Source organism: Escherichia sp. MOD1-EC6819 (assembly GCF_002965765.1).
Taxonomy (GTDB): domain Bacteria; phylum Pseudomonadota; class Gammaproteobacteria; order Enterobacterales; family Enterobacteriaceae; genus Escherichia; species Escherichia ruysiae.
On record NZ_PTRG01000003.1, the window covers coordinates 384,626 to 397,059 of the forward strand.

Sequence of the window (12,434 nt, forward strand, 5' to 3'; positions counted from 1 at the left end):
GCTGCGGAAAAGGTGACAATGGCGCAACGAAGGTATATTTTGTTTTTTGCCGGAGGATAGCAGCAGATCGCTGCACAATGTCCGTCAAGTCTCACATTGACGCTCTGGGGCAAAATAGACCGGCGTCCCGGTCAGCTGGAATTTATCGCTATGCATACAGCTGTCGGGGCATACGCTTTACAGACGGCGGTGAAACGCCTGTCACAATCACACTAAACAAAGAGTACGGAACCCACTCATGGATATTCGTAAGATTAAAAAACTGATCGAGCTGGTTGAAGAATCAGGCATCTCTGAACTGGAAATTTCTGAAGGCGAAGAGTCAGTACGCATCAGCCGTGCAGCACCTGCCGCTAGTTTCCCGATGATGCAACAAGCTTACGCTGCACCGATGATGCAGCAGCCAGCTCAATCTAACGCAGCCGCTCCGGCGACCGTTCCTTCCATGGAAGCGCCAGCAGCAGCGGAAATCAGTGGTCACATCGTACGTTCCCCAATGGTTGGTACTTTCTATCGCACCCCAAGCCCGGACGCGAAAGCGTTCATCGAAGTGGGTCAGAAAGTGAACGTGGGCGATACCCTGTGCATCGTTGAAGCCATGAAAATGATGAACCAGATCGAAGCAGACAAATCCGGTACTGTGAAAGCAATTCTGGTCGAAAGTGGACAACCGGTAGAATTTGACGAGCCGCTGGTCGTCATCGAGTAACGAGGCGAACATGCTGGATAAAATTGTTATTGCCAACCGTGGCGAGATTGCATTGCGTATTCTTCGTGCCTGTAAAGAACTGGGCATTAAGACTGTCGCTGTGCACTCCAGCGCGGATCGCGATTTAAAACACGTATTACTGGCAGATGAAACGGTCTGTATTGGCCCGGCTCCGTCAGTAAAAAGTTATCTGAACATCCCGGCTATCATCAGCGCCGCTGAAATCACCGGCGCAGTAGCAATCCATCCGGGTTACGGCTTCCTTTCCGAAAACGCCAATTTTGCCGAGCAGGTTGAACGCTCTGGCTTTATCTTCATCGGCCCGAAAGCAGACACTATTCGCCTGATGGGCGACAAAGTGTCTGCAATTGCAGCAATGAAAAAAGCTGGCGTTCCTTGCGTACCGGGTTCTGACGGCCCGCTGGGCGACGATATGGATAAAAACCGCGCCATTGCAAAACGCATTGGTTATCCGGTGATTATCAAAGCCTCCGGTGGCGGCGGCGGTCGCGGTATGCGCGTTGTGCGCAGCGACGCTGAACTGGCGCAGTCTATCTCCATGACCCGTGCGGAAGCAAAAGCTGCTTTTAGCAATGATATGGTTTACATGGAGAAATACCTGGAAAATCCTCGCCACGTCGAGATCCAGGTACTGGCGGACGGTCAGGGCAATGCTATCTATCTGGCGGAACGTGACTGCTCCATGCAGCGCCGCCACCAGAAAGTGGTCGAAGAAGCACCAGCACCGGGCATTACCCCAGAACTGCGTCGTTACATCGGCGAACGTTGCGCTAAAGCGTGTGTTGATATCGGCTATCGCGGTGCAGGTACTTTCGAGTTCCTGTTCGAAAACGGCGAGTTCTATTTCATCGAAATGAACACCCGTATTCAGGTAGAACACCCGGTTACTGAAATGATCACCGGCGTTGACCTGATCAAAGAACAGCTGCGTATCGCGGCAGGTCAACCGCTGTCGATCAAGCAAGAAGAAGTTCACGTTCGCGGCCATGCGGTGGAATGCCGTATCAACGCCGAAGATCCGAATACCTTCCTGCCAAGCCCGGGCAAAATCACCCGTTTCCACGCACCTGGCGGTTTTGGCGTGCGTTGGGAGTCTCATATCTACGCTGGCTACACCGTGCCGCCGTACTATGACTCAATGATCGGTAAACTGATTTGCTACGGTGAAAACCGTGACGTGGCGATTGCTCGCATGAAGAATGCGCTGCAGGAGCTGATCATCGACGGTATCAAAACCAACGTTGATCTGCAGATCCGCATCATGAACGACGAGAACTTCCAGCATGGTGGCACTAACATCCACTATCTGGAGAAAAAACTCGGTCTTCAGGAAAAATAATTGTGATGCGCGGTGCTTTCATCGCGTTTAACAATGAATGCATTCACACCGGGCCTGTTAACACTGCCCGGTGTTTTTATTGCCGCTAACGGTAGCCTGCAATTTCCGTTTTTAACGCAGTAATTTCAGCATCGCCTTCGACAATCCCCAGTTCGAAAAAATATATCTTCGTTTCACCAGGCTGAATAAACGGCAAACGCCCCTGTGCTCGCTCGTTATCGCGCCCATCAGGGAAACTGTTGCTCACTTCCAGTCCCATAACATATTCGCCTGCACCTAAATTTTTCCACTGGATAAAATTGGGTAGCTGCCGGGTGTCGAATTTTTCGTAAATTCCCCATCCCAGTTCGGCATTCACTAGCGCAACCTTACTCATTCCGTCATCGTCGCTATTTAACGTGAGATAGTAAACCTGCTCGTCAAAACCTGGCTGCGGGGCACAAATCTCCAGATGGTTGGCTAACCCTTCCGCCGCGCGCGGAGTCCGTGGCGTCACGCTTTTCGCTGACAGCAATATTTCTGCCCGTGGCGATAATAAAGGCCAGCCGTAATTAAAGTGATAGAGAATTTGTAGCGGCTGGCGGGTGAAACCTTGATTAGTAACCCTATCTTCAATGCGCAGCACATTTTCGCCATAGCGGCAGCAAATGGTTCTCTCAAGTGTCAAATTTTCACCGAACAGCCGCGTTTCCCGCACTTTGCCATTGATGATAAATTCAATACCGTCGTAGGTTCGTTCTGTGCGATACCCCACCTCTTCAGCTGGTGTCGCAGCCAGGCGCCCATGTAATCCTAACGTTTCGCCATTATCTTCACAGGGCGTACCGATGTAGCTTAACCCGCAGGTGGTTAATAATCCCGCATAGAAGCTACGCAAAAAACCGTTGCCATGCGGCTCAAAAAAAGCTGGCGCGACGATGCCGTTGGGGGTGATGAAAGAAAGCGCCGTGTCTTTATAGCTGGCCCAGGCAATGTCCAGCGCACGATCTTTTACCACCGTAAACGCCAGCCCCGCACCTGTGCGGACATCAAACGCTTCCGTGCCCTTTGCTCTGCCACTACGTAATTCATAGTGTTTAATCCCGGCAACCTGCGAGAGCTCGCCTATCCACGGCCATATTTCATTATTCATTGCGCGGCTTCCCGAATAGTCATGCTATGGCACTGGATAAACGCTTCGATCTCCGCCAACCGGGAAGTCCCTTCCATCGGGCCGCGTCGGGTTACCGCCAGTGCACCGCAGGCGTTGGCGTATTGCAATGCCCGATGGGCATCAAACCCTAGCTGGCGGCAGGCAATCCACGCACCACCAAAGCAGTCTCCCGCACCGGTTGGGTCGACTTCTTCCACCGGATAGCTCTCAACATGAAACTGCTCATTCTCGGAGTAGTAACTGGCACCTTGATTGCCGCGCTTCACAATCACCTCTTTAACACCTTCTTCAAGAAAACCAGCGATTGCACGCTCCGGCGTCGAATGTGGCGACAAGAGCAACACTTCGCCCTCGCTGGGCATATAGACATCCGTTAACTCAAGAACAAAGTGGAGGGCGTCGCGCATTTCTGGAATATCGAGCATCTCTTTCCGAATATTAGGGTCGAAAGAAATAACACCACCATTTGCTTTAACGATGGTTACTGCTTTTTTTACTGCGTCTACCATATGAAATGAAAACAGGGATGAGCCCATAATATGAAAATGGGTACAGTCCTTCAGAATATTTTCATCAACATGCTGCGCTGATAATTTACCGCACGCGGCATTCTTAATGTTAAAAATAAAATCACGGTCGCCTGACTTATGATACGTCACAAAAGCACTACCGGTAGCCTCCAGAGGTAAGATGGAAATCCCTCGAATATCAACACCATCAGCCGCCAGGCGATGAATATTAATATCGCCAAAACCATCATTCCCCACACAGCTAATGATACCGCATGGAACCCCCAGACGTGTTACCTGGTCAATAAAAATAGCAGGCGCGCCACTGGGATAAGGGCCGTTCCAGACACCCGGTTGGTCAAATGGCTGGCCGATTTTACTCGCCATAATTTCAACCAGAATTTCTCCAATTGTGAAGACCTTATTCATATGATTAATTCCTTGAAATAATTAGCTGCGTTTTCTTTTATTTCTTACGTCAAAATAAACGGCTACCAGAATGACTAATCCTTTAACCACCATCTGGTAGAAATAAGGAACGTTCATTAAGTTCATACCATTATTAATAATGCCTATGGTTAATGCGCCGATCACCGTACCCACCACCGTGCCATAACCACCGTTGAGACTGGTGCCCCCCAATACGGCAGCAGCAATGGCATCCAACTCGTAGCTAAGTGCGGAATTCGGCTGCCCTGAGTAAAGGCGCGAGGCGAGGATCATCCCACTAATGCCTGCCAACACCGCCGTAATCATAAAGACTTTAATTTTTAGGCGAGTTACATTAATACCCGAATAGATTGCCGCTTCTTTATTACCGCCGGTAATATATATTTTCCGACCAAAGGTTGTTTTAGTAAGAATAAAATGATTAACCAGCAATAAGATGATTAATATCCAGATAGGAATAGGTATATAGAGAAATTCACCGTTCCCCAGCGCCAGAAAGGCATCATCTTTAATCATGACAGGCATACCGTCAGTGACAATATAAGCAATGCCTCGAAATATTCCCATGGTAGCAACAGTAACAATAAACGAAGGGATACCCGCTATAGCCGTCAAGCCACCATTTATCATCCCCAGAGCCAGTGCTGCAATAATGGATAATGGAACCAATAAAATAAATGGAATTCCCCATGAAGCCCCAAGCGCAGCAAATGTACCAATCAATGCAATAGTTGAACCGACCGATAAATCAATATCGCCAAGTAAAAGAACATAAGTCATTCCATAGGCGGTAATTGCAATTATCGACACCTGAAGAATGATGTTGGTGATGTTATTGGTGGTAAAAAAACTGTCATTAATAAAACTGAACAGAATGATTAACACCACCATTCCACTGAGGATACCGCCATATTGCCTGAAGACTTTTTTAAAGCTATTTGCGATGGAAATTTCAGAACGTTTTGGACTGGAGAGAGTTTTCTCTGTCATTTAGCGCACTCCTGTTGCAGCGGTCATTACTTGCGTCTGCGTTAAATTTTCACATGAATAAATATCGGCAATTGTTTTATTACGCATCACCACCAGACGATCGCTTAGCGCCATAACCTCTGGCAGTTCAGAAGACACCAGAATAATGGCCGTCCCCGCCGCCGCCAGTTGGCGTATCACGTTATAAATTTCAAATTTTGCGCCGACATCCACACCGCGCGTTGGCTCATCAAGCAATAAAATTCGCGGGGTTTTCTCCAGCCATTTCGATAACACGATTTTTTGTTGATTGCCGCCGCTCAGCGCCCCCACAGCCTGATGTACGGAACTCACTTTTGTGTTCATTCTGGCGACAGATTTAACCGTTCTCGCCTCTTCTTGCCGGTGATTAATGAGTCCCATCCGCGAAGCGTTATATTGAAACGCCACATGGTGCGTGTTCATATTGACGTCGTGCATCAGCACCAACCCTTCTTCCTTGCGGTTTTCCGTTACGAAAGCAATTCCATGATCAATGGCCTGTTTGGGATTAGCGATCCTGACCTCTTTGCCATCAATCAACACTGTTCCGTGGTACGGAATAAGGCCAAACAGCGCCTTCATAACATCAGAACGCCCGGCACCTACAAGGCCAAAAAATCCCAGCACTTCCCCCGGGCGAACAGCAAAATTAACCTCCTTAAAGAGCGAAGGATGGGAAAGATTTTTTACTTCCAGTTTTGCAGGAACATTTTCATCCGGCTTTTCCCCAAGACGTGCTGGCCAGATATTTTTCATTTCCCGCCCAACCATCTGGGCAATCAAATGCTGGATATCACTGTTTTTCTTTTCATGCGTTGCAATATATTCACCATCGCGGATCACTGAAATATCATCCGAAATCCGCATAATTTCATCCATGCGGTGAGAGATATAAATAACCGCACATCCTCGCTGTTTTAACTTTTCAATAATATTAAACAAAATCTCTGCTTCGTTATCACTGAGCGAAGATGTCGGCTCATCCATAATCACGACATCCGCCGCGTAGCTTAATGCTTTGGCGATTTCTACCAGTTGACGATGCGCCATCGACATATTGCCGACCATTTCCAGCGGATCCAGTGGGATGCCCAGTTCCGCGAGCAGACTCTGGCAATCTGCGAGCATTTTTTTATCGTTAATAATGCCAAAACGGCGTGGTTCATTATTGGCATAAATGTTTTCCGCCACTGTCATATTGTTGCTCAGGCTTAATTCCTGAAAAATAATAGCAATCCCTAACTGGCGTGAATGTTGTGGATTATTAATGGTGATGGTTTCACCACGTAGTTTTATCGTTCCCTGAGTTGGCGGATAAACTCCAGCGAGTATTTTCATTAATGTCGACTTACCCGCTCCATTCTCGCCTAATAAAGTATGCACCCGCCCTTTGCGTAAGGAGAGTGTAATATCTTTTAACGCCTGAACATGACCAAATGTCTTCGCAATATGCGAAACATCAAGAATAACATCCGTCATAATGACCTCGGTGTCACAACAAAACGCCGATGACGTTTTGTTGTGAGTTGAAGATGTTTATTATTTACCTGTATAAACGCCGGGTTGTACCGGGATCATTTTTTCTACCGGTTTACCATTGAGATGATCCACAGCGGCATCAATCGCTTTAGCGCCCATTTGATCCGGGTATTGTCGAATCACTGCGGCAAAGGTTTTTTCACTGTCTACGGCATCGCGCGCTTCTTTCATGCCATCAAAACCGATAATTTTGATATTGTCGTTATGCGCAGATTTCGCCGCTATAACCGCTGCCAGTGCGGCATCATCACCAAAACCAAACAGCCCATTCAGGTTGGCGTTTGCCTGCATAATATTTTGTGCCGTCGTTAACGCTTCAGCACGCGTAATACCCGGTTGCTCAGCAACAATTTTAATCTCCGGTGTATCGCTTAACCCTTTTTTAAAGCCATCGACGCGCGCAACTACCGATTGCAGTGCCGGGTAAGAAATAATGGCTACAGTCCCCTTACCGTTCAATAGTTTTCCCATTAACTTGCCCGCTTCAACACCTCCCGCGTAGTTATCGGTCGCAACATGCGATACTACCGGAACACCTTCCGCAGCAACATCAACAGTGATAACAGGGATACCAGCTTTGTCGGCTTTAATTATCGCAGCCTGTACACCTTTAGAGTCCACTGGAGATATAATAATGGCATCCACTTTTTTAGTAATAAAATCTTCGACATCTGAAAGTTGCTTATTTAAATCCTGGTTGGCAATAGAAACGCTTAAATTGACATTATCTTTTTTAGCTTCTTCTTTCATTGCATTCGCAAGATCGATATAAAAAGGATGTTGTTGCGTTAATAATGATGCACCAATTTTATACTCTTTTGCTAATGAGCTTTGTGAGAACAACGCCAGACTCACCAACATTGCCGAGCCAAGTAATTTAATATTTTTCATAAACAGTCCTCATTGTTTTTGTAGGGTACAACGTATTAAATTTTTCCTTCACTGCCGCAAACGCCGATAATGCGCGTAACGACTTCCTTCATAGCGGCTTTTGCTGGCTGCATATAATGGCGAGGATCATTCGCCGCCGGATTGTTGTAGAAATATCCTTTTAACGCATCGGCAAAAGCAATTTTCAGTTCTGTCGCAACATTCACTTTGCAGATACCGCTGCGGATACAGTGCTGAATGTCCTGTTCCGATAACCCCGAAGCGCCATGCAACACCAACGGAACATCCACTAACTGACGAATTTGTTCCAGCCGGGCAAAATCCAGACGTGGTTCATTCGCATACAAGCCATGTGCAGTGCCTATTGCTACCGCCAGGGAGTCAATTTGTGTGCGTTGTACAAACTCTGCGGCTGCAACAGGTGAGGTATAAGCCGAATCTTTTTCATCCACCAGCAGATCATCCTCCTGCCCGCCAAGGCGGCCCAGTTCAGCCTCGACGCTGACATCAAGGCTGTGGCAAAACGTAGTGACTTCTTTCACCCGCGCTATATTTTCTTCAAACGGCAGATGAGAACCATCAATCATGACTGAACGAATCCCTGCGCGTACTTTGTTAAAAATATCATCGCGCTCTTCATGGTGGTCGAGATGCAGGACTAATGGCAGGCGGTACTCATGAGCCAGAGATTGTACTAACGAAATTAAACTTCCCACTCCGCCATAACGATAAGTACCGGGTGTTCCCGCCAGCATAACGGGAGAGCGAAGTTGTGCGGCGCTCTCAACGACAACCTGTAATGTTTCAAGGTTATGAATATTGAAAGCGGGGACGGCATATTCCTCTGACTGGGCTTTTTTCAGCATATTTTTGCTTGAAATGATGTACATCACGGCTCCTGTTTTTCGGCGTTCTTCTTACAAAACGAAGAAATAGAATTATTACTTTCATTTTGAAAGCAAAATAGCACAGCAAAAGCGCCAAAAAGCGTGATGCATGTCGAATATCGTCAAAATAACTTACAAGATATAACTAAAATTGGTTTTTACTTTATAAACGAAACCATCACAAAATATCTCAATAAAAATATTTCTTATTAATTTCAATAAATTAAATACATTGCGTTGCTGTTTTTTTATCCAGTATTTTGTTTTCAAAATGTAGATAACGTTGAAGGGTAACTTTCAAAGAAAAATACAAGGGGCTATAGTGTTACGCATTAAAGGCCAATGATGAGTGTTAACGTGCCGAGAAAATCATCTAACCTACTGAAACGAAGATTAAAAATTGCAGAAATTGTTGCTACCCAGGGTGAAATCAAAGTTGATGACTTATCTGCTCAACTTGGCGTCTCTGGCGTGACAATCCGTGGCGATCTCAGTTATCTGGAGCAACAGGGGTATTTAAAGCGTTCTTTTGGTGGTGCCATTGCGACACCACTCGCCCCTGAACCTGAATCGGCACCACCCATTACGATATTGTCTCTGACCCAACAAATGGAAATTGCGCGGCATTGTGCCCGCCTTATCAGCGATCGTGACACGCTATTTCTTGGACATGGAACAATCTGCCGCAAGATCATTCCATTACTCAGCGAAGTAAAAAAACTGCGTCTGATCACTAACGATCCCGAACATGCGCTGCTGGCAAATCAGTTTATTGATGGCGAAATAATTCTGGCTGGCAGTGAAATGCTGCGCCCTGACACCGCACTGGCGGGAAAACCGCTCGAACAGGCGCTTCAGCATTTCACCATTACCCATAGCATTCTGGAAATCAGTCATCTGGATGCAGATGGTACTCTGAATATCAATACCCCCAGAGTTGCCGCCGCCTGGCAACTCTGTTTTGACAATGCCCAGAATAAGACAGTAATCGTCACTGCCAATACCGATTCATCGACGGCTGCTATCGGACATCTTCATCAGGCAGAAAATGTGATTGTCAGTCGCAGCATGAACGAACGATATCAGCAGCAATTGCAGTCTGCTGATTTCGTTATTCTTTATACCAGCAATGACTGCTTTACCTGGTCCAATCGCGAAAGGCTTCAGGAATAAGAGGGGTTTTGTGACAATAACCATCTGCGCTATGGGAGAATTGCTGGCCGAGTTTTTGTCCCGCAACCCACAACAAAAATTCACTCAGCCAGGGGAGTTTATCGGGCCATTTCCCAGCGGCGCACCAGCAATCTTTGCTGCACAGGTAGCAAAATTGTCCCGGCGGGCTATTTTCTTCGGTTGCGTTGGTAACGATGATTTTGGCCGTCTCATTATTGAACGCCTGCGTCATGAAGGTGTCATTACCGATGGTATCCACATAATGAACAATGCTGTAACAGGCACAGCGTTTGTCAGTTATCAAAATCCGCAGAAACGGGATTTCGTCTTTAATATTCCTAATAGTGCCTGCGGTTTGTTTACTGCCGGGCACATTGATAAGGATTTGCTAAGACAGTGTAATCATCTGCACATTGTGGGTTCATCACTGTTCTCATTTCGTATGATCGATGTCATGCGCAAAGCGATAACAACGATCAAATCTGCTGGCGGCACCGTCTCTTTCGACCCCAATATTCGCAAAGAGATGCTGAGTATTCCCGAAATGGCGCAGGCTCTCGATTATTTAATTGAATATACAGATATCTTTATCCCAAGCGAAAGCGAACTCCCTTTCTTCGCCCGTCACAAAAATCTGTCAGAAGAACAGATTGTTAGCGATCTTCTCCACGGCGGCGTAAAACATGTGGCGATAAAACGCGCCCAGCGTGGAGCCAGCTATTACCAACTAAAAAACGGGACATTACACGCCCAGCATATTGCAGGCCACGATAGCGAAATCATCGATCCAACCGGTGCTGGCGACTGCTTTGGCGCTACTTTTGTCACTCTTTTCTTGTCGGGTTTCCCGGCACACAAGGCGTTACAATATGCTAACGCCAGCGGCGCACTCGCCGTAATGCAGCAAGGCCCGATGGAAGGGATATCCTCACTGGCTGACATTGAAGACTTTTTGCAACGGCACTGAACGGCAATTTTCTGTCAGATTGTTTTCCCTGCCTGAAGACTTGCCGTAGAATTGCCCGTTTCTCGTATCCCCCCATGAGGAGGACCCCTTCCGTGGACACTCGTTTTGTTCAGGCCCATAAAGAGGCGCGCTGGGCGCTGGGGCTGACCCTTTTGTATCTGGCAGTATGGTTAGTAGCCGCTTACTTACCTGGCGTTGCCCCCGGTTTTACCGGCTTTCCGCGCTGGTTTGAGATGGCCTGCATCCTGACGCCGCTGCTGTTTATTGGACTGTGCTGGGCGATGGTAAAATTTATCTATCGCGATATCCCGCTGGAGGATGACGATGCAGCTTGAAGTAATTCTACCGCTGGTCGCCTATCTGGTGGTGGTGTTCGGGATCTCTGTCTACGCAATGCGTAAACGGAGCGCGGGCACGTTCCTTAATGAGTATTTCCTCGGCAGCCGTTCTATGGGCGGTATTGTGCTGGCGATGACGCTCACCGCAACCTATATCAGTGCCAGTTCGTTTATCGGCGGGCCAGGTGCTGCTTATAAATACGGGCTGGGCTGGGTGTTGCTGGCGATGATCCAGTTGCCTGCGGTATGGCTTTCACTCGGTATTCTTGGCAAAAAGTTCGCGATTCTCGCGCGCCGCTACAATGCGGTGACGCTGAACGATATGCTGTTTGCCCGCTACCAGAGCCGTCTTCTGGTGTGGCTGGCGAGTTTGAGTTTGCTGGTTGCGTTCGTTGGTGCAATGACCGTGCAGTTTATCGGCGGTGCGCGCCTGCTGGAAACCGCTGCGGGTATTCCTTATGAAACCGGGCTGCTGATTTTCGGTATTAGTATTGCGTTGTATACCGCCTTTGGCGGCTTTCGCGCCAGCGTGCTGAACGACACCATGCAAGGACTGGTGATGCTGATTGGCACCATTGTGCTGCTGGTCGGCGTGGTTCATGCTGCTGGCGGCTTAAGCAACGCAGTAGAGACGCTGCAAACCATCGATCCACAACTGGTTACGCCACAAGGTGCTGACGATATTCTGTCACCTGCCTTTATGACGTCGTTCTGGGTGCTGGTGTGCTTTGGCGTGATTGGTCTGCCACATACTGCGGTACGCTGCATCTCTTATAAAGACAGTAAAGCAGTACATCGTGGGATCATCATTGGTACGGTTGTAGTGGCGATCCTGATGTTTGGAATGCACCTTGCCGGAGCGTTAGGTCGTGCAGTGATCCCCGATCTCACCGTGCCGGATCTGGTGATCCCGACGCTGATGGTAAAAGTGCTGCCACCGTTTGCTGCCGGGATCTTCCTTGCTGCACCAATGGCTGCGATCATGTCAACAATCAACGCCCAATTGCTGCAAAGTTCCGCTACGATCATTAAAGATCTCTATCTGAATATCCGTCCGGATCAAATGCAAAATGAGACGCGTCTGAAGCGGATGTCGGCAGTAATTACGTTAGTTCTCGGCGCGTTGCTGCTGCTTGCCGCCTGGAAGCCGCCAGAAATGATCATCTGGCTGAATTTGCTGGCCTTCGGTGGACTGGAAGCCGTTTTCCTGTGGCCGCTGGTGCTAGGTCTTTATTGGGAACGCGCCAACGCCAAAGGCGCGCTAAGTGCGATGATCGTCGGCGGCGTGCTGTATGCCGTACTTGCGACGCTGAATATTCAGTACCTGGGCTTCCACCCTATCGTGCCCTCGTTACTGCTAAGTTTGCTGGCTTTCCTGGTCGGAAACCGTTTCGGTACATCCGTCCCGCAAGTTACCGTTTTGACTACTGATAAATAAAGAGTTTTG

General features: G+C 48.0%; 12 protein-coding genes. 6 read left to right on the forward strand and 6 right to left on the reverse strand.

The features are described 5' to 3' along the window. Positions 1-238: 238 nt before the first annotated feature. Positions 239-709, forward strand: coding sequence for an acetyl-CoA carboxylase biotin carboxyl carrier protein (gene accB / locus A7Z06_RS05745; RefSeq protein WP_000354618.1), 471 nt, complete (start codon positions 239-241; stop codon positions 707-709). A gap of 10 nt (positions 710-719) precedes the next feature. Further along, positions 720-2,069: an acetyl-CoA carboxylase biotin carboxylase subunit gene (gene accC, locus A7Z06_RS05750; protein ID WP_000884623.1), complete on the forward strand. Its 1,350-nt coding sequence runs from the start codon at positions 720-722 to the stop codon at positions 2,067-2,069. 85 nt (positions 2,070-2,154) lie between these two features. Here the strand turns inward: accC and A7Z06_RS05755 are convergent, their stop codons facing one another. From A7Z06_RS05755 to A7Z06_RS05780, 6 genes are read right to left on the reverse strand one after another with little or no spacing between them, the layout of a single operon-like run. Further along, positions 2,155-3,201 carry an aldose 1-epimerase family protein gene (locus A7Z06_RS05755; protein WP_001058382.1) on the reverse strand — a complete coding sequence of 349 codons (1,047 nt, stop codon included), beginning with the start codon at positions 3,199-3,201 and terminating at the stop codon, positions 2,155-2,157. Further along, the gene (locus tag A7Z06_RS05760; protein WP_001045025.1) at positions 3,198-4,160 is read right to left on the reverse strand and encodes a sugar kinase; all 963 of its coding nucleotides are present in this window, start codon (positions 4,158-4,160) and stop codon (positions 3,198-3,200) included. Before A7Z06_RS05760 ends, A7Z06_RS05755 begins: the two co-directional genes overlap by 4 nt. 21 nt (positions 4,161-4,181) lie before the next feature. Next, a complete protein-coding gene (locus tag A7Z06_RS05765; protein ID WP_000137066.1) occupies positions 4,182-5,171 on the reverse strand; it encodes an ABC transporter permease in 990 nt (329 codons plus the stop codon). After that, entirely contained in the window at positions 5,172-6,671 is a 1,500-nt protein-coding gene (locus tag A7Z06_RS05770) for a sugar ABC transporter ATP-binding protein (RefSeq protein WP_085460261.1), read from the reverse strand. A gap of 60 nt (positions 6,672-6,731) precedes the next feature. After that, positions 6,732-7,622: a substrate-binding domain-containing protein gene (locus A7Z06_RS05775; protein ID WP_000789632.1), complete on the reverse strand. Its 891-nt coding sequence runs from the start codon at positions 7,620-7,622 to the stop codon at positions 6,732-6,734. 35 nt (positions 7,623-7,657) lie between these two features. Beyond that, positions 7,658-8,512: a tagatose bisphosphate family class II aldolase gene (locus A7Z06_RS05780; RefSeq protein WP_000275527.1), complete on the reverse strand. Its 855-nt coding sequence runs from the start codon at positions 8,510-8,512 to the stop codon at positions 7,658-7,660. Between the two features lie 339 nt (positions 8,513-8,851). Between A7Z06_RS05780 and A7Z06_RS05785 the strand changes: the two genes are divergently transcribed. From A7Z06_RS05785 to panF, 4 genes are all read left to right on the forward strand, one after another. Then, complete coding sequence (locus A7Z06_RS05785) at positions 8,852-9,682, forward strand: DeoR/GlpR family DNA-binding transcription regulator (protein WP_000987962.1); 831 nt, start codon at positions 8,852-8,854, stop codon at positions 9,680-9,682. Between the two features lie 31 nt (positions 9,683-9,713). After that, positions 9,714-10,649, forward strand: coding sequence for a sugar kinase (locus tag A7Z06_RS05790; protein WP_010345314.1), 936 nt, complete (start codon positions 9,714-9,716; stop codon positions 10,647-10,649). A 92-nt stretch (positions 10,650-10,741) separates the two neighbouring features. Further along, positions 10,742-10,984 carry a YhdT family protein gene (locus A7Z06_RS05795; protein ID WP_000381170.1) on the forward strand — a complete coding sequence of 81 codons (243 nt, stop codon included), beginning with the start codon at positions 10,742-10,744 and terminating at the stop codon, positions 10,982-10,984. Beyond that, entirely contained in the window at positions 10,974-12,425 is a 1,452-nt protein-coding gene (panF, locus tag A7Z06_RS05800) for a sodium/pantothenate symporter (protein WP_001175702.1), read from the forward strand. The genes A7Z06_RS05795 and panF overlap by 11 nt, the downstream gene beginning before the upstream one ends. Positions 12,426-12,434: the final 9 nt, after the last annotated feature.